Below are 26,169 nucleotides of genomic sequence, written 5' to 3' on the forward strand. Positions count from 1 at the left end.
ATATCCGACCTCGAACCTAAACAAGTTGAGTTAAATGCCTTTTAAGTGATTTGGTTAATGCAGAGCCTGTGAAGCCGGCATTTGAAACCGACATCTTTGGTACGAAACAGCTTCATGGCCTCAGTTCGACCGGGCCGGCAGAAACTGTTCCGGGCGGCTCGGCAATGTGTTATGCGCCTTGACCATCGAAGGGATATCCATCGGTCGGAAATGAGGTTGATGCCGAAAGAGGCCGAGGCAAATATCGTGACACCTGCCGATCAGCGCCGAAAGCAGCGCTCGGCCGCCATTGTCTTCGGCGTGTTCCTGGTGGTGGTTCTGGCGGCACTCGCGGCAACGGTACTCTTGGTCAACGATGGACAAAACTACAAGCGCATGGTTCGCGAATTCGGATTGGAAGAATACCTTCTTCCTGCGCCGCCGGATCTGCGTGTCGACCGACAACGGCAGATTCGGCCTGCCGGCCGCTATCCATCCTGGCTGCTGAGGGCCAGGCTGGAACGGAAGGCCGTCTTCGAAAACAGCGTGTCATTTTCCCCCGAGGAGCGCTGCGATCGGTTGGGCGAGGAGCGAAATGCCGATCCCGAATTCAGAAGTACCAAGGACGATTGGGAGTGCCTGTTCTTTGAGAGCTTCGGAACAGCAACGGAACCTGCCTCCATTTTTGTTCAGGCCAGAGGCATCTTGCCCGACACGCTTCATAGCTTTCGCGTGAAGCTCAGCTTGATCGATCCGCTCGTGGAACGCGCTATTGCCGACGAAGCCATGGCCACCATCAATCGCTTTGGCATTCCGATGACGCCGGAAACGCGGAGTTACCTAGAAGACAAGATTTCAAGGCGTGAAGACTTCACGTCGGTGCTCGAAAACTACCGACTGACATTCACCCGGGAAATGACGGACGATCGGCGCCACAACCTGCTTATTCTGCCGCGGCCGCCGAAAATCGCCTGCGGCGAACCGGCACCTCCCTCGCCGGATAAGTGGTTCAGACCGATCCATCGAATGCCGATTGGTTGCCTGGCCTTGACCGGCCCGTCTAAGGGCCTGCCCGAATCCTAAAGCCTTTCCAACTGAATGAGATCCAGTCGATCGCCGATTTCCCGTCGGGCAATGTCTACCAGGCTCGTCTGATGCGTGAAGAGCACCGTCTGGAAGATCTTGCCCCCTTCCGCCAACACCCGAATGCCGGCTGCCGTGCGCTCGTCGTCGAATGTCTGGAAAATATCATCGAGGATCAGCGGTACCGGTTCGTTGCGGCTGCAATAATCCTCCAGGAATGCGAGGCGCAACGCTAGATAAAGCTGATCGCCAGTCCCTTCGCTCAACCCCGGAAGCGGCACCTGCTCGCCCGTCCTGCGCTCCACGGCAAGCTGCAATTCGTCTTTCTCATCGTAAACCTGCACCAGGCGGGAAAAGCGCCCGCCGGTCAGATCGGCAAAAATCCGACCGGCCCGCTTCATCACCGGATCGGCCTGTCGTTCCCGATAGGCTTCCATCGAATTTGCAAGCAGGCTTGACGCGAGCTTCAGCACCACCCAGCGCCGCGCGAGCTCCTTCGCCTCCTGCTCGGCGGCGAGCTTCTGGAAAACCGCGCGCTCGGCGCCGATGCCTGTTTCCAGCTCCCGGCGGCGACGAATATTGTCGGCCTCGGCAGTTCGCAGGGCGGAAATGCGATCGACCTTCCGATTGTCATCCGCGTCTAGATTTTCGATTTCGAGCCCCGCCGCTATCCGGTCGAACGCAACAAGCGCGGCGCGCACCTCATCCTCGTCGGAACCGTCCGCCTGCTCGAAAAACCGGGCGCGACACTGGCGAAGATCCGCTTCGATGCGGCTGCGCTGCCGGAGGTCTTCAAGCACGGTCTGGAGATCGGAAACTGATTTCGATGCCAATGCGGCCAATTCTTCCAGTTCCGACTGACGATCGCTCATTTCCTCGGAAAGCCTGGCCAACGCCAGTTCGGCACGCTGCAGCGCCGCCGACAATGTCTGCCGCTGGTTCTCCTCCGCCTTGGCGGCCATTGCGCGCTCGTTCATCAGACCGGCTGCGACATCCGCAGGTAAACCGGCCAGATCCGGCGCGACGTCACTGCAAATTGCTCTTACCTCGGCTTCGAAATTCTCCATATCACGCGCCATTCCGCGCACGCGGCGGTCGCGGTTTTCCCGTTCCGACAAAAGATCGGGGACCGTTCGCCACACCTCGAGTGCTGCTGAAGCCATATCCACCGTCGCGTCCTCGGAAAGCCCCGCGAGAACGGCGGCGTTGGCGAAATCGGCGCGCCAGCGCTGGATATCACGGCGCAATTCGGCCTCTCGTTCCTCCATCTTGTCGAGCGCCTCCTGAGCGGAATGACGCTTGCCCTCGCGCGAGCGGCTTTCGTTCCAACGATCGGTGATTTCGCCGATCCGACGCTCGAGCGCGCGGGCAAGAGCAATCGGCGGCAGAGCGGTCGAAGCGGGCTCGATCGCCTCGGCGATCGCGAGAAGGGCAGATTTTATCCCCTCTTCCTTGATCCGCAGCGTCTCCAACTCATCCTTTGCCTCGTCCCGCGTGTCGGATAGCACAAGAATCCGATCCACGGCACGGCGCCATTCGATCATTCGATCGGGGTTGGAGGGCAAAACGGGGGCTGCGTGAAAGAGGTCTTCGAAGTCCGTAACGGCGTCGGATGCTGCAATTTCCGCCTCCCTTGCGGCCATTTCCGCCGCGGTGATCGCCTCTTCGAGATCTCTCCGCCTCAAGGAAAGCTGGGCGTGCCGGGAAACGCGCTCGGCATCCGAGAGTGCGACATCGGAAAGACTATCGGCCTCCCTGATTGCGCTCTTTACCTCGCCCAATATATCCGCGGAAGGTTTTCCGCCTGACGTGTCGATCAGGGCGTCGCGCCTCGCCCGGGCAGCGGCGATATCCTCCCGGGAGACGATCCTCCCCTCACCTTCCAGTATCAAAAGCTGGCCACCGACGGACTTCGCTTCCTCGCGCAGCGTCGCAAGCTTTTGCGCTGCCTTCATGCTTTCGGCTCTCGCAGCTTCGACAACGCCTCGGTGTTTGGTAAGCGTCGCTATATCGGGCAGTGGCGCGGAAAGAAGGCGGGCAATATCCCTGACCGGCGGATCGAGGCGGTCGCAGGCTGCTGCAAGATCGGATTCTGCCCGCGCGACACGCACTTTCGAAGAGTCCATGCCCGAAAGCTCACCGAGCTCGGGACGTAGCGCCGCAAGCTGGTCCGCCCAAGGTTTCGGATCGATCAGCCGTCCATTCGGCCCATCGCTTTCTAGCCGGCGCAATACGTCCTGCGCATCTTCGAGCTGTCGGCGATGCAGCTTCAGGCTGCGATCGAGTTCCATCCCTTCATCCGCAAGCCGCCTGAGGCGGGCAAGGTCGGCATCGGCCGGCTGGGCCTGTTGCAGAAGGTCGAGCCCTGCAAAACCGAGACGCCGCGCGGCCTGCGAAAGGCGCATATCAAAACCGTCGACCTCATGCCGGACCCTGGCGATATCCTCTTTCGCGTTGAGATACGCTCCCTTTTGAGCATGCATGGCAACTATTGTCGGCGCGGCTGCGATCAACACCTCATCGACTTGGATGGCTCTGATCTCATCATTGAGCCGCGCCACTTCCGCCTCGGCAATATCCCTGGCCTCGACATTCTTGCGGGTGGCCTCGAGTGCGTGTGCAAGCCGCGCTTCGAAGTCGGCCGACAAGCCTTCGAGCGCCTCGTACTGCGCCAGCAGCGCGCGTTCACGATCGATCTCGCGTAATACCGGCTCCAGGCGCATGAGCTTGCGCAATCGATCCAAAGCTCGTTTGGTTTCCTCCCGTTGCGCTTGAACCGCTTTCAGATCGGCCTCAATCTCGGTCCGCTCGGCCAGCAACTTCTTCCAGTCCGCGGACTTCAGCTCATTGTCGCGTTCGGCTTTGCGGGCATCTTCGTGGGCGTCGAGCACCTGGTAGAAGAGCCTGTCCTTCGACTTTCGCGGCGCGTAAATACCGTCCGCTTCCGCCTCGAACTGCCTGCGCAGATCCGAAAGCCCGGTGAGCCCCGAGGCTGCGGAAAATAACAGGCTGCCGATCTCCCCGCCGCTCTTCAGCATCGTTTCTCCGCCAGCTCGCAGAGAAGCGGAATCAAGACCGAAAGCACGTTCGAAGACTTCCCGCGAGAGCGTGCCGAGGAAACGTGCCAAAATATCCTCGGGCAAGGCGTCTTCACCTTCGCTCGCGGCCAGCAGGGTATTCTTGCGGCCTCGCCTGCGGCGGAAAGAAAGCGTCTCCCCGTCGCGCGCAGTTATTTTTGCCCCCACCCGCAATGACGCCGGATCATGGAGGAAGCTGTATTCCGCCGCGTTGGGAAAGCCGAACAGCAGATCCGATATTGCCGAGAGGGCCGACGACTTTCCGGCTTCGTTCGGCCCGTAGATCACGTGAAGCCCGGCATCGGGCCGGAACGCCAGCACCCGGTCCGTCAGCACGCCGTAACGCAGAATATCGAGGCGGTCGAAACGCATCAATCCCTCGCCGCACGTGCAAGGAGAAGATCGCGAGCCTCCGCCAGCAGCGCTTCTGCGTCATCGCCGAGCGCCAATTCGCCCGCACCGATGCCGCCGGGAAGGCGCGCGGTGATCTCGGCGATCTTGGCATTCGCGTCGGCGAGCAGTTCCGCGGGAAAGCCGGCCACGGGGATGAGGCCTTCGAGGCCGAGCATATCGGTCGCGATCCTTGTTCCATTCGTTTCCGGTTCAAGCCGCATATCGAGCTTTTCCAGCCAGATATCCTCGTGAGAGCGGTGGCAGGCCGCCTGTACCTCGTCCCGGAAATCCTCGGCACGCGCCACGACTTCGTGACGGAAGCGGCTCATGCCGGTCAGCCGGATGCGCAGAGCGAGCGGCCTGCCCTCCATGCGCTCGACAACGTCGTCCAGTGCATTTTCAATACGGCGAAGAATTGCCGGGATATCGGCATCGGGTTCTATCCCGACGGCAAGTTCAGCGAAACGGGCGCTATCGGTAATGATCCGCTCGTGGGTGACGCGGCCATCCTCTACTGTCACCAGAACAGCTCCTTTGGCGCCTTGTTCGCGGATGGAGCGGCCCTGCAGATTGCCAGGGAAAATCACCAGCGGATCGCTCGAAACGACCTCGAAATCGTGGACATGGCCAAGCGCCCAATAGTCGTAACCGCGCGAACGTAGGTCTTCGACCGAGCACGGCGCATAAGGCGCATGCGGTTCGCGGCCGGTGAGCGAGGTATGCAATACGCCGATGTTGAACCAGCCGGGCTCCGGCTTTGGATAGGCAAGTGCGAGGTTTTCGCTTGCCGAACGTTCGGCAAAACCCTGACCATGCAAAGCCACCTTCAACTGCTCCAATCGGAACGTGCCGGGCTTGTTGACCGGGAATTCGCTGACATTCTTCGGCAGCGTGATCGTCCTGGTGATGACGCTTTCGGCGTCATGATTGCCTTTCAGCAGGAAGACTGGAATTCCGGCGCGCTCCAGACGCGCCACTTCGCGGTTGAAGAACAGCCCGATCTTGTTGTCCTTCCAGTCGCCGTCATAAACGTCCCCGGCTACGACGAAAAAATCCACCTTACGCTCGACCGCCTGGTCGACCAGCGCCGAGAACGCCTTGCGGCTCGCCTCGATAAAAAGTTCGGCAATTGCAGCATCCTTTGCCGCCAGCCCCTGAAACGGACTGCCAAGATGAAGGTCGGCGGAATGGATGAAACGGAAAGAACTCATCGAATCGCTTGTTTTGATTGCCCGATAGGAACAGGTGTTTTAGGCAAATGCCGGGCACGAAGAAAGCTTAAGGCGCCATATCCTGTGGATAGGCCATTTTGGAGGTTATCATGAGAAACCATTCGTTCGGGCGCACAGCCTTCAACGTCAGCGAGATCGGCTTCGGCGCTTGGCAGATCGGTGGTTCTTGGGGTGATGTCAGCGAGGCGGACGGCAGGGCGGCACTTGAAGCCGCGCTCGATGCCGGCGTCACCTTCATCGATACGGCGGACGTCTATGGCGACGGCCGCTCCGAAAAGATCATCGCAAACGCACTTAAATCCCGGGGCGGTGCCCGTCCGATGGTAGCGACCAAGGCTGGCCGCCGGCTTAGCCCGCATGTCGCGGACGGCTATACCAAGGCCAATCTCGAAAGCTTCATCGACCGCAGCCTCAAAAATCTTGAAGTCGACTGCCTAGACCTCGTGCAGCTCCACTGCCCGCCGACGGAAGTCCTTTACCGCCCGGAAGTCTTCGGCGCTCTCGACGACCTTCGCCACGCCGGCAAGATCAAAAACTACGGGGTCAGCGTCGAGAAGGTCGAGGAAGCGCTGAAAGCCATCGAATATCCGGATGTCGTCAGCATCCAGATCATCTACAATATCTTCCGGCAGCGCCCGGCCGATCTATTCTTCAAGGAAGCCAAGCGAAAGAACGTTGCCGTCATCGTGCGCGTGCCGCTCGCAAGCGGGCTGCTCTCCGGCAAGATCAGCCGCGAAACCGCCTTTGCCAAGGATGACCACCGCAATTTCAATCGCCATGGTGAGGCCTTCGACGTCGGCGAGACCTTTGCCGGTGTGCCCTTCGAGGTGGGCCTGGAAGCCGTCGAGGGAGTGCGCAAGCTCGTGCCCGCCGGCGCATCGATGGCAGCTTTCGCTCTCAAATGGATCCTGATGAACGAAGCGGTTACTGTCGTGATCCCCGGCGCCCGCAACGCCGCCCAGGCCAAGGCCAACGCGGCAGCCGCCGAGCTTGCCGCGATTTCCGACGACGTGATGACCGCTGCAAGAGAGATCTATGCGCGGCTCGTCGCTCCGCATGTGCACCAGCGCTGGTAGGAGCGAGTGAACATAAAAAAGGCCGGACAACGCCCGGCCTTTCCATATCTCTTCGTGATGCTCAGTTCGTTCCCTTCAACTCGACCGGGAAGAGTAGCGTCTCGCCCGAGGAATCGTCGATGCCGTCGTTGTCGGTGACGGCAAAGGCCTTGCCGGACTTGTCGAAGGTAAAGCCTTCCAGCTTGTCGAGGACATAGCCGTTGGTCGCCTTCAGATCCGGAATGAAGTCGTGGACTTCTTCCTTCTTTACCAGTGGCAGTTCGCCGCCGAGCTTCACCGGCTTCAGGTCGGCGATCGCGACGCGATAGAGCTTCTTCAGCTTGGCATTGTCGCCGATCTGGTTGTCGCGCTCGACGATATAGACGTGGTCACCGTGCGCGGTGATTTCCGACAGGCCGACCCAGCCGGCATCCGCCTTGTCCAGCGGATAACGGACGGCGCCCCATTCCTTGCTCTTCGGCTTGTAGGAGACGAGCTTCACTGTACTTTTCGGATCGTCCTTCCACTCGCGCTGGATTGCCATCCAGAGCGTGAGGTCGTCGCCGGAGCCGACGGTTGTCACACCCTCAAAGCCGAAGCGGGTTTCGCCGGCAAGGAGGTCGGCCGGCAGGCCGATTTCAGCCTTGATCTCACCTTTGGCGTTGACGTTGTAGAGGCCGTGGCCGGTCAGCTTGGCCGAATCGCCTTCCGACGCCAGCCAGAAACCACCCTTTCCATCAAGCGCTACACCCTCGATATCAAGCTTTTGGGCCGGCTGTCCGTTGCGGGTCACCCGCAGGACATTGGTAATCTCGGCCGGCTTCCTCGTCGTATCGATGGTGAAGATCGACGGCTGCATGTTGTAGACGCTGTCGCTGACCGCATAGAGAATGCCATCCTTTTCAGCGTCGCCGACAAGGCCGGAGAGAGCGCCCCAGCCGACTACATTGCCGTCGACACCCTTCGAGACGAGCGTCGGATAGCTAGGCCGGCCTTCGGCAAGCTCATAGATCATCACATGTGAGCGGGCGCCGCCGTCTTCGCCGAGATCGGCTTCATTGGCCGTGGCGAGCAGGTTGCGGCCAGGAATGGCGACAGCACCTTCCGGCGAGATGCCCGAGGGCAGAAGCTGGGCAAGTTGCGGTTCGGCGCCGGTATCCTTGTAAACGGCCACGACGGAAGCGCGTTCGGAGAGAACAAAAATGTAATTGCGGCCGTTGAAGGAAGCGAACTCCATACCTTCCAATTCGACACCCTTCGACTTCGCACGCTTGTCCGGAAAATGGCCGATTCGAGCGATCTCGCGCTCCAGCGAGGCGCCGGATTCATAGAGGACCTTGCCGCTGCGGTCGAAGATGGTGAAGCTGCGCGAACCGCCCTTCCAGTCGCCTTCGTTGGCGACAGCCAGACGATTGTGGTCGAGCCACTTGATCGCGTCGGGCTCGCGGAGCACGCCTTCGGCCTTGCCCGTAAACGCAAGCTGGCCGTCGGTCTTGTTGTCGATGCCATCCAAGTCGGTCTTGCCGGCGGAGAAGTGACCGATGACCTTGGCCGTCTTGCCGTCGATGATAGCGATATGGTTGTTTTCCTGCAGCGTCACGGCGATTTCGCCGGCATCGTTGATGGCGACGAATTCGGGCTCCGGATCTTCCGGCGCGACTTCGGCAATGCCCCTCAGATCGACATGCTTGATCGACGCGCAGTCGGCAGTGCCCCCCTTGAGCGACACGATGACGAGGTCGCCGGCCGGCATCTGCGGGAGGGCGCCGTCATTCACATCCTCGTCGCGCTCGTTTTCGATCGCGATCGCCGCAAAGGTCTTGTCCCTGGAGACTGCGATCGAATCCGGCTGGCCACCCAGATCGCAGGTCAGGTCGACCTTCTTCGTGGCGATGTCGACGACGGCGAGCATGCCGGTTGGCTTGGCCTTGCTTTCGCCGGTATTGACGGCTGCAAGAACCTTGTTGCCGACCGCGGCAACCGACGTTGGTTCGCCCTTGAAAGTCACGGCGCCGAGTGCCTTCGGAGCCTTGGGATCGGTGATGTCGATGAAACCGATCGCGCCAAGCGGGCTGTCAGAATAGATGAGCGTCTTGCCGTCTTCGCTGGCGGTGATGATCTCTGCCGATGTGGTTGCCGTCTTGTCCTTATCGGCAGGAAGATTGCTGACAACGGGGAAAGATGCAATGCGGTTGAACACCTGCTCGGCGCTGGCCGGCACTGCGACCGACGCCAGAAGCGCAGCGGTCATGGCGGCACGAAGTGAAAATGTCATGGGAAGCCCCTCCTGTCCTTGAAACGAACAGATGGCTTGTGGGCCAGATGCGTGACAGGCAGATGACAATGCCGCCAAAAGGAAAAGGCCCGGAAACCGGGCCTTTTCTTGTTCGAGACTGTACGGGTGCCTGAAAGGCAGCGCGTTAGCTGTTGACTGCGTCCTTCAGGCCCTTACCGGCCGAGAACTTCGGCACGTTGCGTGCCGGAATGTCGACTTCAGCGCCGGTCGAAGGGTTACGACCCTTGGACGCTTCGCGACGGGAAACGGAGAAGCTGCCGAAACCGGCAAGACGGATATCGCCGCCCTTCTTCAGTTCAGCCTGTACGGTCTCAAAAACGGCATCAACAGCGGATGCGGCATCGGCCTTGGAGAGGCCAGCCTTTTCGGCCACTGCGGATACCAGCTCGTTCTTGTTCATGTTTCCACCCCTTTCAACGGTTTTGGAACGACTCATGTATTTCGGGGCCGACAATAGTTTTCCGTCCGGCCTTGGCAACCCAAAAGCTCCGCAATCGCCTGAAAAACAAGGGGTCTACGAAAATTTTCACAAAAAAAGCCGGCTTTAAGCCGGCTTTTTCAGTGGTCAGTGCCAAATTGGCATATACGGAACCCTGTCGATCAATGCGCGATCGCGGCGCCGACGTCGTCGACGCCCTCGACTGTCGCGATGACCGGCGTTTCCACCGTGCCGTCCCATTCAATGGGCTCGGGCTGGCGAACGAGCGCATGGCGGATCACTTCTCCCATGCGGGAAACCGGAATGATCTCCATGCTGTTCTTCACGTTGTCCGGAATTTCAGCCAGATCCTTGGCATTCTCTTCCGGGATCAGAACCTTGGTGATGCCGCCCCGGAGAGCTGCGAGCAGCTTTTCCTTGAGGCCACCGATCGGCAGCACACGACCGCGAAGCGTAATTTCACCGGTCATCGCCACATTCTTGTTGACCGGAATCCCGGTCATGGTCGACACGATGGCGGTTGCCATGGCGACACCTGCGGACGGACCGTCCTTCGGGGTCGCCCCCTCCGGCACGTGAACGTGGATGTCGGACTTGTCGAAGCGGGGAGGCTCGATGCCGAAATCGACGGCGCGCGAACGGACATAGGATGCCGCAGCCGAAATCGATTCCTTCATGACCTCCTTGAGGTTGCCGGTGACCGTCATACGGCCCTTGCCCGGCATCATTACCCCTTCGATGGTCAGCAGTTCACCGCCGACCTCGGTCCAGGCAAGGCCGGTAACGACCCCGACCTGATCCTCGCGCTCTGCTTCGCCATGGCGGAAGCGGGGCACGCCGAGATAGTCGTGAATGTTGGCCGCCGTGATTTCGACCGATTTCGTCTTGCCTTTGATGATCTCGGTGACCGCCTTGCGGGCGAGCTTCATCAATTCGCGCTCGAAGTTACGGACACCCGCTTCACGGGTATACTGCTGAATCACCGCCATCAGGGCATCGTCGCTGACCGAAAACTCGTTCGGCTGCAGCGCATGTTCCTTGATTGCCTTTGGCAGAAGGTGACGCTTGGCGATTTCGCGCTTTTCGTCTTCCGTGTAACCGGCGATGCGGATGATTTCCATGCGGTCCATCAGCGGTGCCGGAATGTTCAGCGTGTTCGCCGTGGTGATGAACATCACATCCGACAGGTCGTATTCGACCTCCAGATAGTGGTCCATGAACGTCGAGTTCTGCGCCGGATCAAGCACTTCGAGCAGGGCCGAAGACGGGTCGCCACGGAAATCCATGCCCATCTTGTCGATTTCGTCGAGCAGGAAAAGCGGATTGGATTTCTTCGCCTTCTTCATCGACTGGATGACCTTGCCGGGCATCGAGCCGATATAGGTACGGCGATGGCCGCGGATTTCGGCCTCGTCACGAACGCCGCCGAGCGCCATGCGGACATATTCGCGGCCGGTCGCCTTGGCGATCGACTGAGCCAGCGAAGTCTTGCCGACACCCGGAGGACCGACCAGGCACAGGATAGGACCTTTGATCTTGGTGGCACGGGCCTGCACCGCGAGATACTCGATGATGCGCTCCTTGACCTTGTCGAGACCGAAGTGATCCTGCTCGAGGATCTTTTCGGCATTGTGGAGGTCGGCCTTGATCTTCGACTTCTTGCCCCACGGAATGCCGAGCAGCCAGTCGAGATAGTTGCGCACGACGGTGGCTTCCGCCGACATCGGGCTCATCTGCCGGAGCTTCTTCAGCTCGGCATCGGCCTTTTCCTTGGCTTCCTTGGACAGCTTCGTCTTGGAGATGCGCTCTTCCAGTTCGGCCATCTCGTCGCGGCCTTCCTCGCCGTCGCCGAGCTCCTTCTGGATCGCCTTCATCTGTTCGTTGAGGTAGTATTCGCGCTGGGTCTTTTCCATCTGGCGCTTGACGCGCGAGCGGATGCGCTTTTCCACCTGCAGGACTGAGATCTCACCTTCCATGAAGCCGAGCGCCTTTTCGAGCCGCAGCTTGACGGAAACCGTCTCGAGCATTTCCTGCTTTTCGGTGATCTTGATCGACAGATGCGACGCGACCGTGTCGGCAAGCTTCGAATAGTCTTCGATCTGGCTTGCAGCGCCCACCACTTCAGGGGAGATCTTCTTGTTCAGCTTGACGTAGTTTTCGAATTCGGAAACCACGGAGCGCGACAACGCCTCCACCTCGACCGCATCTTCGTCAGGTTCGGCCAGGACATCGGCCTTTGCTTCGTAGAACTCTTCCCGGTCGGTATAACTTTCGATCTTGGCGCGGGCGCGCCCTTCGACAAGCACCTTCACGGTACCATCGGGAAGCTTCAGGAGCTGCAGCACATTGGCGACTGTGCCAACCTTGTAGATCGCGGACGGTTCGGGATCATCGTCGCTGGCATTGATCTGGGTGACGAGCATGATCTGCTTGTCGGACCCCATGACCTCTTCAAGCGCGCGAATGGATTTTTCCCGTCCGACGAACAGGGGCACGATCATATGCGGAAAGACCACAATGTCGCGCAGCGGCAGCACCGGATAGGTTTCGCCGCCAGATGCCGCAGACGTTGAATTCGTCATATCATTTCCTTTCCATCGTCCCGTTTCCGGGAAACGTTCTGGGCAAATCACCCAGGTATTTCACTCCCGCTCAAAGTGGAGTGTTTGAAAATCGATTTCAAGCCTTGCAAGCCTGCTGCCTCGGAGGATTGTGACAATGCTATTGCAAAGCGTGCTTCAACTCAAACGCTTACGCAGAACGCCAAGGATACGGACATGATCGCCGACAGTCCCACTTGCAATCGCAAACAAACGAAGCAGCCGTAACAACGATGATCTTCCCGCGCCGCTTCTAATGCAAGGCGAATATCGTGCAATTCTTCGCCATGGAAAAATCATGGATAATCAAAAAACAGGAGGTCATGCTGCTTAGCAAAAGAGGCCCCATTGGGGCCTCTTCAAGGTTATTGTCAGGTCACTCGGATCAGGCGGAAACGTTCGCCTTCTCATCCTGGCGATCCGCGTAGATGTAGAGCGGACGCGCAGTGCCGCGCACGACTTCTTCGGAAATCACCACTTCACGGACGCCTTCCAGAGCCGGCAGTTCGAACATCGTGTCGAGCAGGATCTTTTCCATGATCGACCGAAGGCCACGAGCGCCGGTTTTGCGGACGATCGCTCTCTTGGCGATTTCGCGCAGCGCGTCTTCGTGGAAAGTCAGCTCCACGTCCTCCATCTCGAACAGGCGCTGGTACTGCTTGACGAGCGCGTTCTTCGGTTCGGAAAGGATCTGGATCAGTGCATCTTCGTCGAGGTCTTCGAGCGTCGCGAGAACCGGCAGACGACCGATGAATTCCGGAATCAGGCCGAACTTCACGAGATCTTCCGGCTCGAGTTCGCGCAGCACTTCGCCGACGCGGCGCTCATCCTGGGCACGAACCGTTGCGGCAAAGCCGATCGAGGTCTTTTCGCCGCGGGCGGAGATGATCTTGTCGAGGCCGGCAAAGGCACCGCCGCAGATGAACAGGATGTTCGTCGTATCGACCTGCAGGAATTCCTGCTGCGGATGCTTGCGGCCGCCCTGCGGCGGAACCGAGGCAACCGTGCCTTCCATGATCTTCAGAAGCGCCTGCTGGACGCCCTCGCCCGACACATCACGGGTGATCGAAGGATTGTCCGACTTGCGGGAGATCTTGTCGACTTCGTCGATATAGACGATGCCGCGCTGGGCGCGTTCGACGTTGTAATCCGCAGCCTGCAGGAGCTTCAGGATGATGTTTTCGACGTCTTCGCCGACATAACCGGCTTCGGTCAAGGTCGTCGCGTCCGCCATCGTGAAGGGAACGTCGATGATGCGGGCGAGCGTCTGGGCAAGGTAGGTCTTGCCGCAGCCGGTTGGACCGACCAACATGATGTTCGACTTCGCGAGCTCGACATCGCCGCCCTTGGAGGCGTGCGCGAGGCGCTTGTAATGGTTATGCACGGCAACCGACAGGATGCGCTTGGCCTGTTTCTGGCCGATGACATATTCGTCGAGAACCTTGATGATGTCCTGCGGCGTCGGAACCCCGTCGCGCGACTTGACCATCGAGGTCTTGTTCTCTTCGCGGATGATGTCCATGCACAGTTCGACGCATTCATCGCAGATGAATACCGTCGGTCCGGCGATTAGCTTCCGGACCTCGTGCTGGCTCTTTCCGCAGAAAGAGCAATACAGGGTATTTTTCGAGTCGCCGCCGTTGCTGCCGCTGACTTTGCTCATATCACTTTCCTTCCAGCACTCCGCGCTCACGTCAAACGGGCGCGGTCCACTCTACAGCCCGCCGGCACGCGTCCTGACGGACTGACGCACCGCCTGCCCTAAGGGTACTCTACCGATCCGGCCACACCATGCAGATCGGCGGCAACGAAACCCTCAAGAAACGCATGCTATGTCACAAAAGTTCAACACAGCATTAATAGGTACTAATAGCGCTTTCCGTGCGACTTGAAACCCTTTTTTGCTCACAACGGGGTGAGACGCACAGGATCCGCCATCACACTCAATCTGCAGCGCCACCCTCAAGTTCCAGACGCGAGGTCAGGATCTTGTCGATGACGCCCCAGTCCTGGGCCTCGTCAGGCGCCATGAAGTGGTCGCGGTCGAGCGTCTTCTCGACCTCTTCATAGGTGCGGCCCGTGTGCTTCACATAGACCTCGTTCAGGCGTCTTTTCATCTTCAATATGTCACGGGCATGGCGCTCGATATCCGACGCTTGGCCCTGGAAACCGCCCGAGGGTTGGTGCACCATGATGCGGGCGTTCGGGGTTGCAAAACGCATGCCTTTTTCGCCGGCGCAAAGCAGCAGCGAGCCCATCGAAGCCGCCTGGCCGATGCAAAGTGTCGAAACGGCAGGTTTGATGAACTGCATCGTATCGTAGATCGCCATGCCGGCGGTCACGACGCCGCCGGGCGAATTGATATACAGGGCGATTTCCTTTTTGGGATTCTCGGCCTCGAGGAAAAGGAGCTGCGCGCAAACGAGCGACGCCATCTGATCCTCCACCGGACCGGTCAGGAAGATGATGCGCTCCTTGAGAAGCCGCGAAAAGATGTCGTAGGAGCGCTCACCGCGATTGGTCTGTTCGACGACCATCGGCACCAAGGCCATTGCGGTATCAACTGGATTTCTCATGTCCGTCCTTTGTCAAGCTTCTCTTGATCCCGGGCCGAAGGCAGAAAGGCGCTCCGGAATCAAATGGAATGGGTCATCCCTACATAGAGTGTCAACGCCCGGTACTTCAAGACGGAGCATCCGATATCCTTAATCGCCGTAGGATGTGCGAAACTGACCGCTATCGCGATTTTCCCGAGATCGCAGCCGGCCAGAACCTGGTTTTGTCAAGCCGCACAAGTTTTTGACGGATCAGAGTAAAGCGGGGGTGAAGATCGAGAGCGTATTTAAAATCCCTGCTCGATTGCCTCGGCGGGATCCGAGCGTGGTCGGCAACGTCATTTTAAAGACTTTCCGTCATGCTGGCCGTGCCCGAAACTGGGGCGTGGGGGTTTGATGTGGATATTTTGACGGGCCTGGTGATTTGGGCTGCCGAGGCGATGACGCTTGCTGTGCTTCTCTGGTCACGCTGGTTCTATGAGCGAGAACGCTTTTACCTGAGTTGGGGTGGCGGTTTTGCGCTCCATGGGTTGGGTGTGACGCTGCTGGCCCTGCGCGGCTATATCCCCGACTTCGTATCGATCGAGATCGCCAATACTGTCGTCTTCACCGGCGTCGGCTTTTGGATCGCCGGTTTTCTGCAGTTCGATGGCAAATCAGTCGGAGGTTTTGTCGCCATTCCGGCACTCATCTGGATCGCTGGCATGTTTCTCGACCCGGTGCGCGAGAGCTTCCCTAACCGCGTCGTCCTCTACAACGGCGCGGCCATAGTCGGCTATGCGATCCTGATCGGCATACTTGTCCGAAACAACGGCCCCTCCCGCTCGACCCGCCGCTTCCTGGCGGTCTTGATCGGCATCCAGCTCCTCGCAAACGGGGTCAGCGCCGTATTGGCGATCATGCGTCCCCCGGTGTCCTTCGCATCCGCCCCGAATGCCGCGCTCCTCTTTTTTCCCGCCGCCTTCTGCTTCATCGCCTTCGTCGCCGGCACTGCAAGGCTGCTGACGGAACGCTCGGAGGAAAAGCTGAAGGCATTGGCCCTGACTGACCCGCTGACGGGCGCGCTCAACCGGCGCGGCCTGATCGACGAATTCCACGGGCTCTGCGGCGTTTTGAGGAGTGACAAGCCACTGATCGCCATGCTGCAGTTCGATCTTGACTGCTTCAAACAGATAAACGACCGCTGCGGCCATCAGGCGGGCGACGCCGTTTTGGTCGCTTTCTCGATGGTCGGCCAGACGTCGCTGCGAGGCCGCGGTTCGTTCGGCCGGATGGGCGGCGAGGAATTCGCATCCATCCTGCGGGTGGGCGATATGGTGGAGGCAGCCAGCATCGCGGAAGCAATCCGGCTCACGCTAAAGCGACAGACGATCAACGCCAGCGACCACCAGATCAAGGTCACGGTGAGTGTCGGGATCGCCCTTGCAGTGGCCGACAATGCCGATCTCGATCTCCTGTTCACCGCGGCCGACCGGGCTCTCTATACCGCAAAGGAGTGCGGCCGCGACCGCACCGCGATCGATACCGGCATAGAAGCCTTCATCGTTCCCGCCGTCGATCGGCAGGGCGAAGACGAATCCCCGACCGACCTGCGCGCCGACCGCCAAGTGGTAGCGCTCAAACAACTGGCCGCCCTCGGTCAGCGCTGACCTCTTGCCCTTCGCCTCCGGACGCCCACATTCCGGTGATGGGCAAAGCGTTGCGGAGGATGCATCATGCGGACGGGACTTTTCAGTGGCATTGTATTTTCCTTGGTGCTTTGGGCTGCGCCGCTGCCGGCCCAGCAAGCATCCGACACCGTGGCGCCAGAACGAGCGACGGGCTTCACCGCCGCAAAACGCGTAGAGACGAAGGACTTCATGGTCGCGGCGGCCAATCCGCTCGCCGCAGAGGCAGGCCGCGAGATCATCGCCAACGGCGGCAATGCGATTGATGCTATGGTCGCCGTCCAGACGGTGCTGGGGCTCGTGGAACCGCAGAGCTCCGGCCTCGGCGGCGGCTCCTTCCTCGTCTATTACGATGCGGGATCTGCTAAGCTGACCACGTTCGACGGCCGCGAGACAGCGCCGATGGAGGCGACACCGAAACTCTTCCTCGATGCGCAGGGCCAGCCGTTGAAATTCATGGACGCCGTGGTCGGTGGGCGTTCGGTCGGCACGCCCGGTACAGTGCGCCTGCTTGAAGACGTGCACAAACGCTATGGGAAGGCGGAATGGGCCGGTCTTTTCCAACCGGCAGAAAAGCTTGCGGCGGAGGGCTTTTCCGTTTCTCCCCGCCTTGCCTCACTCCTTGCGGCCGAAGGCGAACGACTGAAGAAATACGACGGGCCTCGGGGTTATTTCTATGATGCCGCCGGAGCGCCATTGAAAGCCGGGATGACACTCAAGAACCCCGCCTATGCCGATACGCTGAAGGCGATTGCATCGGGCGGCGCCGACGCCTTCTACAAGGGGCCGATTGCAGAGGCCATTGTGAAGACCGTTCGCGAGGCGGCCGGCAATCCGGGCGTTCTGTCGCTTGCCGATCTCGCCAATTACCGGATCAAGGAACGAGAATCCGTCTGCTTCAACTATCGCGCGCTGGATGTCTGCGGCATGGGGCCTCCCTCCTCCGGTGCGGTTGCCATCGGGCAGATGCTCGGCGTCATCGAGAATTTCGACGTAAAGGCGCTCGGGCCGCAAAATGTGGAAAGCTGGCGGATCATCGGCGACGCCCAGCGCCTGGCCTTCGCAGATCGCGAACGTTATCTCGCCGACGCCGATTTCACGCCCCTGCCGATCAAAGGCCTCCTCAAGAAAGACTATCTCGGCAAGCGCGCCGACCTGCTCGACGGTGGCAAGCCGCTTGCCGCCGATGCGGTGAAGGCTGGCGAGCCGGAATGGGACCATGCCCTGCTCTTCGGCCGCGACGCGGCGATCGAACTGCCCTCCACCAGCCATTTCGTGATAGTGGACAAGGAAGGCAATGTCGTCTCGATGACCACGACCATCGAAAGCGGCTTCGGTTCACGGCTGATGACGAACGGCTTTCTGCTCAATAACGAACTCACTGACTTCTCCTTCAAGACCCATGACGGCAGCCTGCCGGTCGCCAATCGCGTCGAGCCCGGCAAGCGGCCTCGTTCGTCTATGTCGCCGACGATCGTCATGAAGGAAGGGAAGCCGTTGCTCGCCATCGGCTCGCCGGGCGGCAGCCAGATCATCGGCTACGTCGCGCAAGCGCTCATTGCCTATATCGACTGGGGCATGCCGGTGGAGCAGATCGTCGCGCAGCCGCATCTCATCAACCGGTTCGGCACCTACGACATCGAAGCCGGGACCGACGCCGAGAAGCTTGCCGAGCCGCTGAAGGCGCTTGGATATGAGGTGAAGATCGGCGAGATGAATTCCGGCCTGCATGCGATCGAGATCACCGCAAATGGACTGGCCGGCAGTGCCGATCCTCGCCGCGAGGGAGCCGCGGTCGGGCAATAGCGGCTTTCGCGGTAGAAGAGATTGCGATAGGCATCGGGCATGACAGCACTGCCCGATTTCCTCCGCATCGACCTGAAAGTCCGCCGCGTCTTTCTCGACGGCCGCAACCCGGCATTTTACAGTAATCCCAACCGCGTCTATGCGGCTCTCCACGAGCACTGCCCGACCTTCTATTGGGCGGAGCAGAAGCAATGGTTCTTCACCGGTTACGACCACGTGAACGCGCTTCTACGTGACCGGCGATTCGGCCGCCAGATCCTGCATATCGCCAGCCGCCAGGAGCTTGGCTTACCGGAGCCAGAGCTGCATCTGAAAAATTTCGATCTGGCCGAGCGTCATTCCCTGCTGGAGCTTGAACCGCCGGAGCACACGCGGCTGCGCACGCTTGTCAATCGCGCCTTCGTTTCCCGACACATCGAAAAGCTCCGGCCGGAAATCGCGGACCTTGCGGAGCGGCTGATCGACGGGTTCGAGAAGGAGGGCAAGACGGAACTCCTGTCATCCTTTGCCGACATCATTCCGGTTACCATGATCGCCCTAATGATTGGCATTCCGGACGAGATGGGGCCGCAACTTCTCAAGTGGTCGCATGCCTATGTGGGCATGTACATGTTCAAGCGCAGCCGCGAGGACGAATACGCCGCAGACCGTGCCGCCAAAGAATTCGCCGATTACGTCAGGCGACTGATCGCCGAACGGCGCCGTCAGCCGCGAGAAGATCTTCTGACTCACATGATCCACACCGAGCACAAGGGCCAGTACCTCACCGATGACGAACTGGTATCGACGACCATCGTACTCCTGAACGCCGGGCACGAGGCGACGGTCCACCAGATCGGCAACTCGGTTCGCGTGATCCTGGAAAGCGGACTGCCGGCGACCGATCTCTTCCGCGACGAGGCGGCAACGGAACGGACGGTCGAAGAGACGCTACGCATATGCGCGCCGGTGCATATTTTTCAGCGTTGGGCTTTGGAGGATGTCGAAATCGACGGCGTCACATTCAAGCGTGGCGACAAGGTAAGCCTCATCCTCGCCGCCGCCAATCTCGATCCGGCAAAGTTCCCAAATCCGCTGGCCTTCAAACCAGACCGGCAGGAGGCGCCGAACCTTTCGTTCGGCGCCGGCATCCATTTCTGCATCGGCGCGCCATTGGCAAGGCTGGAGTTGAATACGGTACTGCCGATCCTCTTCCGGCGGCTGCCGGGGCTCAATATCGCCAAGCCGCCGTCGGTCAAGGATGTCTACCACTTCCATGGGTTGGAGAGACTTGATCTTTCGTGGGGACGTTGATCAGGTCGCTGCCGTCTCCGCTCCGACTCCAAAACGGGAAGCCGGCTTGCTGAGTGAGAGATGCGGTTGCAATTCGCTCCGCGCCTTTTCAAAGCTGTCATAGAGTGTCTTGTCCGAAAGCGACGGGATGGTGACCAGTTCGCCCTGATCAAAACCGGCCAGCGCGGCATCGACCAGATCGCCGACATTCATCACCATGTTCGGATCCATGTTGTCGAACGATCCGCCGACCCGATCGAATATTTCCGTCCGGGTGAGCCCCGGTAGAACCGCCTGGATACGCACACCGGTCCCCGCGAGCTCGGTCGCCAGCGATTCCGTCAGGCTCAGAACAAAGGCCTTGCTTGCCGTATAGGTGCCGCTGAAGACCTGAGGCCACAGCGCAACCACCGAGGCCGTATTGATGATAGCGCCCCTGCCGCGACCGACAAATGCCTGCGCTGCGGCAACCGCAAGCCGATTTGCCGCCGTGACATTGAGATCGATCATCTGGTCGAGATAGTCGAGCTCGGTCTTGAGCAGCGGGCCTTTAGGGCCAATGCCGGCATTGTTGACGAAAAGTGTGATCGAATCGTCTCGCCGCAGGCGCATCTCGACCGCCGCGACGTCCCCACGCTGCGTCAGATCTGCGCGAAGCACATCAGCCTTGACGCCTGTCTCACGTGACAAACGCCCGGCGGTGGTCTTCAGACGATCCTCGTCGCGGGCAACAAGGACGAGATCGTAGCCGCGGCGCGCCAGCCGCTCGGCATAAGCCGCGCCGATGCCGGAGGATGCACCTGTCACCAAGGCGGTTCCGAGTTTCAAGGTTTCAGTCATTGTTTATCTCCTGATCTGGATTTTACTGGCATATACCACTAAATAGATGAAAGCGACCAGACGACTGTGCAAGAGGCGCGAAGATTTTTTATTGGCGGTAGCAGAGCCAGGGAAAATCGGGCACTCTGCGTCGCGACGAAACAGAAGTCCCATGACGAAAAAAGATCAGCTCGAGGACGGTATTTGGCTTCACTGCAGCAACAGCGCAGTACGCCGCGCCGCCAGACAACTTGGCCAGCTCTATGAGGATGCCATGGGGGATACCGGCCTTAAGGGCACACAATTCTCACTCATGTCGCAGATCGTCCGCTCCGGCGAACCAACTCTGAAAAGCCTCGCGGAAACCATGGTCATGGACCTTTCCGCGCTTGGTCATACGCTGAAGCCGCTTATCCGCGACGGATATGTCGAACTTACCCCCGACCAGACGGACCGTAGGGTGAAGCGGGTGCGGCTGACGGATGCGGGTACCGCGAAGCAGCGGGACCTAACCGCCCGTTGGCAGGTTGCCCAGGATCACTTCGACAAAGCTTTTGGCAAGGAGAAGTCCGAGGAATTCCGGCGCAGCCTTGCCTTCATCTCCTCGCCTGAATTCGCTAAGGCTTTCAACAAAGAATGAAATCCGCCTCTTAGACCCTGATCACATAGTCCTTGCGAGTCGTTTCAATCACTTCCCAGGTTCCGTTGAAGCCGGGTCTCAGTACCATGCTGTCGCCCGCTTTCAACTGGATGGCCTCGCCGCCATCCTCCGTCACGATCGAATGACCTGAGAGAATGTGGAAATATTCCCATTCGTCGTAAGAGATCCGCCACTTGCCGGGCGTTGCCTCCCATATGCCGGCATAGAGGCCGTCATCGGCCTCTTCGAAATTCCATGTGCGAAAGGTGGGGCTACCGGAAATGACCCGGTCGAGCCCCGGAGCGCCCTCTTCCGCCTCGATCGCAGCAGCGTCGAAAGTCAGCCAGAATGCCATTTTTTCCTCAGATTTTTGACAAAGCCTGTTCGAGATCGGCGATAATGTCGGCAGCATCCTCGATGCCGATCGACAGCCTCACCACGTCCGGACCGGCGCCGGCGGCGATCTGCTGTTCTTCGGTCAGTTGTCGGTGGGTCGTGGAAGCCGGGTGGATGACCAGCGAACGGGTGTCGCCGATATTGGCCAGATGGGAGAAAAGCTGCAGGCTTTCGACAAAGGTCTTGCCCGCCTCGTAGCCGCCGGTGATGCCGAAGGTGAAGACCGAACCGGCGCCTTTCGGCGAATACCGCGTCTGCAGGGCGTGGTTCGGATCGCCCTCCAGACCGGCATAGCGAACCCAGGCAACCTTCGGGTGCCCCTTCAGCCATTTGGCGGCGGCGGCGGCATTGTCGCAATGCTTCTGCATGCGCAAAGGCAAGGTCTCGATGCCGGTCAGGATCATGAAGGCGTTGAAAGGCGAGATCGCAGGGCCGATATCGCGCAGGCCCAGCACGCGGGCTGCGATGGCAAAGCCGATATTGCCGAACGTCTGGTGCAGCACGACACCGGCATATTCCGGCCGCGGCTCCGAAAGCATCGGATAGTTGCCCGATTTCGACCAGTTGAACGTGCCTCCGTCGACGATCACGCCGCCCATGGAGTTGCCATGGCCGCCCATGAACTTGGTCAGCGAATGGACGACGATATCGGCGCCGTGTTCGAGCGGCCGGACGAGATAGGGCGTCGCCATCGTGTTGTCGACGATCAGCGGAATGCCGCGCCGCTGCGCCACCTCGGCGATTGCCGCGATATCCACGAATGTGCCGGCGGGATTAGCGAGACTCTCGATGAAGATTGCGCGGGTGCGGGCGTCGATCTGGCTGTCGAAGCTTGCCGGATCTTCCGTATCGGCCCAGCGTACATGCCAGTCGAAATTCCTGAACGCATGGCCGAACTGGTTGATTGACCCGCCGTAAAGTTTTCGCGCAGCGACGAAATTGTCGCCCGGCTGCATGATCGTGTGGAAAGTCAGCATCTGCGCCGCATGGCCAGACGCGACCGCGAGCCCCGCAGTGCCGCCCTCGAGTGCCGCCACCCGTTCCTCCAGCACCGCCTGGGTCGGGTTCATGATGCGGGTATAGATATTGCCGAACTGCTGCAGGCCAAACAATGCCGCGGCGTGATCGGCATCGTTGAACACGAAGGATGTGGTCTGGTAGATGGGCGTCGCCCTGGCTCCGGTCGTCGGATCAGGCTGTGCGCCCGCGTGAACTGCCAGAGTTGAAAAGCCCGGATTGATTGTCGGCATAGTCTCTCTCCCTCAATGTCTCTCGTATCTTTTCCAAGCCCTGTTGTCAGGCTTCCCAAAACCAAACTGGTTGATCTTGGTCAACGACTGCTGTTCTTGTGGGCCTATCCTCTCGACAATAGAGAGGAGAATACCATGACCGATCAAGCCCCTATCCGCCATGAAAGCCTCGCTTCCAGAATTGCCCGCTGGTGTTCCTCGGCGTGGGACACGGTCGAGGAGGCAAAGATCCTCGCAAGCCTTGATAACGAGATGGTCGAAGTGCTCGCCCGCGACAACGCGCTGTCGAAGGACGAATTCGTTTCTCTGATCCGTCGCGGACCTCATGCGGCAGACGAAATGCTGACCCTCATGCGGGTCCTGAATATCGATCCGGAAGAGGTAAGGCTCCTGGAACCCCTGGAATTCCGGGAAATGCACATCAACTGCTCGAACTGCGGAGAAAAGGGCCGCTGTCGCAGGGAACTGGCCGACGGAACTGCCGCCATCGATTTCGCGAGCTTTTGCGGCAATGCCGACCATCTCAACGAGATGCGCGCCCGGCCGGAACTGTTGGCGGACTGATACCGTCAGGCGACAAGCCGTGGATATTCAATCGCCGGGCATCGGTCCATTACGACCTTAATGCCGGCCGCTTCCGCCTTTGCCGCCGCCCTGTCGTCCCGTACGCTGAGCTGGCCCCAGATGACATTGGGCCTCACTTCAAGGGCGATGGCCTCGTCGACGACGCCATCCAGATACTCGGCGGCGCGGAAGACGTCGACCAGGTCGACCGGTTGCGGCACGTCGCCAAGGGTCTTGTACACCGTCTGACCGAGAATGTGCTTGCCTGCCTGACCGGGATTGACCGGATATACCGTGTATCCCTTGCCAAGCAGGAACCCCATAACACGATTGCTTGGCCGGTCCGGATTTGGCGAAGCCCCCAGAAGAGCGATCGTCCTGGTGTTCTTGAGGATTTCGGCAATATATCCGTTATCATAATGGTCGTGATTCATGACGGCAGCTCCGGTGATGAAACGCCTCTGGCGGCGCGGTCGCTTCGCTCTATGTATGGCTCTATCTCTGTAAATGGGATGCAGGTCATGAAAAAATTTCTCGCAAGCCTTGCGATCGCCTGCGCCGTCGCCGTTGCGTCGGCCGAACCCGCCTTTTCTATCTCACGCTATAATTCGGCAGGCATGTCCTGCGCCGCAGTGCAACGTGCGATCGACCGGGAGGGCGCGGTCATCCTGCGTTATCCTTCCCGAAACGTACGCGGGATGACCCTTTACGACCGCTATGTTGCAGACAGCGGCTTCTGCGATGGCCACGAATATGCAGATCGCGTCACCGTCCCGACGATGGACACTCCTCGCTGCCCCGTGCGCGCCTGCAAAAGGCGCCCCGATCCCGAAGACTGCTTTCCGCTGCAGCCGGGATGCACCCGATTCTGACCGTAGGATGGTAGACAGGCCGTGTTCAATAGATGTTCTCGCAATTTTCCGCTTCCGTACGAAGCATATTAGAAGCATCTTATAGTTGAATTAGGTGCACCTACTATTCATCACCCGTGAAAAATCATAGCCATTGATTTTTCGGCCGACATTTTCTTGATGCGCAAAAATAATACTTATCACAAGGCGTTGACAGGAAAAATCGATGTTCACCTCTTTTGCCGATAGCCTGCTATCGGTTTCCGCGGCGCCTCGACGATCTGTGCCCACAGGTTGTATGCAGCATTAGGCGGAAGGTTCTTCGTTCCAGCCGCAGATGCTCCGTTGCCGCAACGGCATCTCTCAGCAAAAACCCACATCTGACCTAGAGTAGCCTGCAAAAGCAGTTCCTACACCATCTGCCGCAAAGAGGCCTGCATGCGAAAATTAAGTGTGGTAAATGCGTACCTCATGTATAAACCATTGAAATGTTTGGGATTATTTTTTCTAAGTCAAGATCGGTTGCCTTGACGCATCCTTATCTCACCGGTATAAGCCGCCACAGATTGCGGACCCCTGTGGCCCGCATTCTTTTTGGCGGTTCTGCCGTCGAACCAAGCAACAAGAAACGCCCTGTATCCGATATCGGATATCACGGGTCCAGACGAAAGAGAAAACCATGTCAACCTTCGTTCAGAAGCCCGCCGAGGTGGAGAAGAAGTGGGTGATCATCGATGCCGAAGGCCTCGTAGTCGGTCGCCTCGCCACCATCGTAGCAAACCGCCTGCGCGGCAAGCACAAGGCCACTTACACCCCTCACGTCGATGACGGCGACAACGTCATCGTCATCAATGCGGAAAAGGTTGCCCTCACCGGCAAGAAATATTCCGACAAGACCTATTACTGGCACACCGGTTACCCGGGTGGCATCAAGGAGCGCACTGCGCGCCAGATCATCGAAGGCCGCTTCCCGGAGCGCGTCATCGAAAAGGCCGTTGAGCGCATGATTCCCCGCGGCCCCCTCGGTCGTCGCCAGATGAAGAACCTGCGCGTTTACGCCGGGTCCAACCATCCCCACGAAGCCCAGCAGCCGGTCGCTCTCGACGTGGCCTCGCTGAACAAGAAGAATGTAAGGAGCGCCTGATCATGGCCGATCTCTCCTCTCTGAAGGATCTCGCTCCGGCGGCCGAAAGCCAGGCTCCGGTTCACGTCCGCAAGGTCGACAATCTTGGCCGTTCCTACGCGACCGGCAAGCGCAAGAACGCAGTCGCCCGCGTTTGGGTCAAGGCTGGTTCCGGCAAGATCATCGTCAACGGCAAGGACTTCTCGGCTTATTTCGCCCGTCCGGTCCTGCAGATGATCCTGCAGCAGCCGATCGTTGCAGCTGCCCGCACCGGCCAGTTTGACATCATTGCGACCGTCACCGGCGGCGGCCTCTCCGGTCAGGCTGGCGCTGTGCGCCACGGCCTTTCCAAGGCTCTCACCTATTTCGAGCCGGGCCTGCGTTCGGTTCTCAAGAAGGGTGGCTTCCTGACCCGCGACAGCCGCGTTGTCGAGCGTAAGAAGTACGGTAAAGCCAAGGCTCGCCGTTCCTTCCAGTTCTCCAAGCGTTAATCGTCTCTGGATCTTGCACTTTCAAAAGGCGGGGCTTCGGTTCCGCCTTTTTTCATTTGGGGCTTTTGACATCTCTTCAGATCGGCAGTTCGCTCGTCGACTTCGGTTCGCGCAGGACGAAGCTGGAAACCACGTTGCGCACATGCGGATTGCGCATCAGATGGCGGGTCATGAAGGCTTCATAGGCTTCGACATCGGCTGCCCTGATCTTCAACATGTAGTCGAACGTTCCAGACAGCGCATAACATTCCATGATCTCCGGCCGATCGCGCACGACGTTCGCAAAAGCTTCGATGGCCTCCTCGTGGTGATCCTCCAGAGTCACATGGGCGATGATGCAAAGCTTGAGATCGAGCTTGGCAGGATCAAGAAGGGCAACCCGCTTTCTGATCACACCATCTGCCTCCAGTTCCTGGATCTTACGCCACGCGGTGCTTTGCGACATCCCGGCTTTCTCCGCCAACTCGGCAAGCGAAGAACCGCCTCCTGCCTGCACGAGCTGAAGGAGCTTGCGGGCGACCTTCAAAGTTTCTTTCATTCCGCCACCTAATTTTGGGATTTTTTCCCATTCTTGCATCATA

The 26,169-nt window shown here is 59.4% G+C and carries 22 protein-coding genes; 10 read left to right on the forward strand and 12 right to left on the reverse strand.

The features are described from left to right. The first annotated feature begins 219 nt into the window (after nt 1–219). Nucleotides 220–1,062 carry a DUF6030 family protein gene (locus tag EDE09_RS08675; RefSeq protein WP_132409780.1) on the forward strand — a complete coding sequence of 281 codons (843 nt, stop codon included), beginning with the start codon at nt 220–222 and terminating at the stop codon, nt 1,060–1,062. On the opposite strand, the gene EDE09_RS08680 is transcribed toward EDE09_RS08675, so the two are convergent. Beyond that, on the reverse strand, nt 1,059–4,511 hold the full coding sequence (locus EDE09_RS08680; protein ID WP_132409782.1) for a YhaN family protein: 3,453 nt from the start codon (nt 4,509–4,511) through the stop codon (nt 1,059–1,061). The genes EDE09_RS08675 and EDE09_RS08680 overlap by 4 nt on opposite strands. Further along, nucleotides 4,511–5,743, reverse strand: a complete 1,233-nt coding sequence (locus EDE09_RS08685; RefSeq protein WP_112801963.1) for a DNA repair exonuclease — start codon at nt 5,741–5,743, stop codon at nt 4,511–4,513. Before EDE09_RS08685 ends, EDE09_RS08680 begins: the two co-directional genes overlap by 1 nt. A 110-nt stretch (nt 5,744–5,853) precedes the next feature. Here EDE09_RS08685 and EDE09_RS08690 point away from each other — a divergent pair, with 110 nt between their 5' ends. Beyond that, a complete protein-coding gene (locus EDE09_RS08690; protein ID WP_132409784.1) occupies nt 5,854–6,840 on the forward strand; it encodes an aldo/keto reductase in 987 nt (328 codons plus the stop codon). A gap of 61 nt (nt 6,841–6,901) precedes the next feature. Here the strand turns inward: EDE09_RS08690 and EDE09_RS08695 are convergent, their stop codons facing one another. From EDE09_RS08695 to clpP, 5 genes are all read right to left on the reverse strand, one after another. Next, nucleotides 6,902–9,094: an esterase-like activity of phytase family protein gene (locus EDE09_RS08695; RefSeq protein ID WP_132409786.1), complete on the reverse strand. Its 2,193-nt coding sequence runs from the start codon at nt 9,092–9,094 to the stop codon at nt 6,902–6,904. A gap of 145 nt (nt 9,095–9,239) precedes the next feature. After that, nucleotides 9,240–9,515, reverse strand: coding sequence for a DNA-binding protein HupB (hupB, locus tag EDE09_RS08700; protein ID WP_007753405.1), 276 nt, complete (start codon nt 9,513–9,515; stop codon nt 9,240–9,242). A 200-nt stretch (nt 9,516–9,715) separates the two neighbouring features. After that, nucleotides 9,716–12,136 (reverse strand): endopeptidase La, encoded by a 2,421-nt coding sequence (gene lon / locus EDE09_RS08705; protein ID WP_105371979.1) that lies wholly within the window; start codon nt 12,134–12,136, stop codon nt 9,716–9,718. Between the two features lie 403 nt (nt 12,137–12,539). Then, on the reverse strand, nt 12,540–13,817 hold the full coding sequence (gene clpX / locus EDE09_RS08710; protein ID WP_105371980.1) for an ATP-dependent Clp protease ATP-binding subunit ClpX: 1,278 nt from the start codon (nt 13,815–13,817) through the stop codon (nt 12,540–12,542). 280 nt (nt 13,818–14,097) lie between these two features. Beyond that, the gene (gene clpP / locus EDE09_RS08715; RefSeq protein ID WP_105371981.1) at nt 14,098–14,730 is read right to left on the reverse strand and encodes an ATP-dependent Clp endopeptidase proteolytic subunit ClpP; all 633 of its coding nucleotides are present in this window, start codon (nt 14,728–14,730) and stop codon (nt 14,098–14,100) included. A 377-nt stretch (nt 14,731–15,107) separates the two neighbouring features. Between clpP and EDE09_RS08720 the strand changes: the two genes are divergently transcribed. The 3 genes from EDE09_RS08720 to EDE09_RS08730 all read left to right on the forward strand — a co-directional run bounded on the left by EDE09_RS08720 (nt 15,108) and on the right by EDE09_RS08730 (nt 19,475). Next, complete coding sequence (locus EDE09_RS08720; protein WP_165924142.1) at nt 15,108–16,358, forward strand: GGDEF domain-containing protein; 1,251 nt, start codon at nt 15,108–15,110, stop codon at nt 16,356–16,358. Nucleotides 16,359–16,424: 66 nt separating this feature from the next. Continuing rightward, nucleotides 16,425–18,182, forward strand: a complete 1,758-nt coding sequence (gene ggt / locus EDE09_RS08725) for a gamma-glutamyltransferase (RefSeq protein WP_132409790.1) — start codon at nt 16,425–16,427, stop codon at nt 18,180–18,182. A 39-nt stretch (nt 18,183–18,221) separates the two neighbouring features. Beyond that, the gene (locus tag EDE09_RS08730) at nt 18,222–19,475 is read left to right on the forward strand and encodes a cytochrome P450 (RefSeq protein WP_132409792.1); all 1,254 of its coding nucleotides are present in this window, start codon (nt 18,222–18,224) and stop codon (nt 19,473–19,475) included. Here the strand turns inward: EDE09_RS08730 and EDE09_RS08735 are convergent, their stop codons facing one another. Beyond that, nucleotides 19,476–20,294, reverse strand: a complete 819-nt coding sequence (locus EDE09_RS08735; RefSeq protein ID WP_132409794.1) for an SDR family oxidoreductase — start codon at nt 20,292–20,294, stop codon at nt 19,476–19,478. It lies immediately after the preceding gene. A gap of 151 nt (nt 20,295–20,445) precedes the next feature. Here EDE09_RS08735 and EDE09_RS08740 point away from each other — a divergent pair, with 151 nt between their 5' ends. After that, nucleotides 20,446–20,913, forward strand: coding sequence for a MarR family winged helix-turn-helix transcriptional regulator (locus tag EDE09_RS08740; RefSeq protein ID WP_132409796.1), 468 nt, complete (start codon nt 20,446–20,448; stop codon nt 20,911–20,913). 10 nt (nt 20,914–20,923) lie between these two features. Here the strand turns inward: EDE09_RS08740 and EDE09_RS08745 are convergent, their stop codons facing one another. Continuing rightward, nucleotides 20,924–21,268 carry a cupin domain-containing protein gene (locus EDE09_RS08745; RefSeq protein WP_112801947.1) on the reverse strand — a complete coding sequence of 115 codons (345 nt, stop codon included), beginning with the start codon at nt 21,266–21,268 and terminating at the stop codon, nt 20,924–20,926. A 7-nt stretch (nt 21,269–21,275) separates the two neighbouring features. Then, on the reverse strand, nt 21,276–22,559 hold the full coding sequence (locus EDE09_RS08750; RefSeq protein ID WP_132409798.1) for an O-acetylhomoserine aminocarboxypropyltransferase: 1,284 nt from the start codon (nt 22,557–22,559) through the stop codon (nt 21,276–21,278). Between the two features lie 135 nt (nt 22,560–22,694). Here EDE09_RS08750 and EDE09_RS08755 point away from each other — a divergent pair, with 135 nt between their 5' ends. Further along, complete coding sequence (locus tag EDE09_RS08755) at nt 22,695–23,123, forward strand: DUF6455 family protein (RefSeq protein WP_112801943.1); 429 nt, start codon at nt 22,695–22,697, stop codon at nt 23,121–23,123. A gap of 5 nt (nt 23,124–23,128) precedes the next feature. On the opposite strand, the gene EDE09_RS08760 is transcribed toward EDE09_RS08755, so the two are convergent. Continuing rightward, entirely contained in the window at nt 23,129–23,557 is a 429-nt protein-coding gene (locus EDE09_RS08760; RefSeq protein ID WP_132409800.1) for a CoA-binding protein, read from the reverse strand. Nucleotides 23,558–23,644: 87 nt separating this feature from the next. Between EDE09_RS08760 and EDE09_RS08765 the strand changes: the two genes are divergently transcribed. The 3 genes from EDE09_RS08765 (at nt 23,645) to rpsI (ending at nt 25,588) form a co-directional block, all read left to right on the forward strand. Continuing rightward, a complete protein-coding gene (locus EDE09_RS08765) occupies nt 23,645–23,995 on the forward strand; it encodes a hypothetical protein (RefSeq protein WP_132409802.1) in 351 nt (116 codons plus the stop codon). A 658-nt stretch (nt 23,996–24,653) separates the two neighbouring features. After that, entirely contained in the window at nt 24,654–25,118 is a 465-nt protein-coding gene (gene rplM, locus EDE09_RS08770; protein WP_105371991.1) for a 50S ribosomal protein L13, read from the forward strand. Nucleotides 25,119–25,120: 2 nt separating this feature from the next. Continuing rightward, nucleotides 25,121–25,588, forward strand: coding sequence for a 30S ribosomal protein S9 (gene rpsI / locus EDE09_RS08775; RefSeq protein WP_105371992.1), 468 nt, complete (start codon nt 25,121–25,123; stop codon nt 25,586–25,588). A gap of 76 nt (nt 25,589–25,664) precedes the next feature. Here the strand turns inward: rpsI and EDE09_RS08780 are convergent, their stop codons facing one another. Continuing rightward, nucleotides 25,665–26,126 carry an Lrp/AsnC family transcriptional regulator gene (locus EDE09_RS08780; protein WP_132409804.1) on the reverse strand — a complete coding sequence of 154 codons (462 nt, stop codon included), beginning with the start codon at nt 26,124–26,126 and terminating at the stop codon, nt 25,665–25,667. Nucleotides 26,127–26,169 lie beyond the last annotated feature (43 nt).

The organism is Neorhizobium sp. S3-V5DH, from assembly GCF_004343065.1.
In the GTDB taxonomy this organism is placed as follows: Bacteria; Pseudomonadota; Alphaproteobacteria; order Rhizobiales; family Rhizobiaceae; genus Neorhizobium; species Neorhizobium huautlense.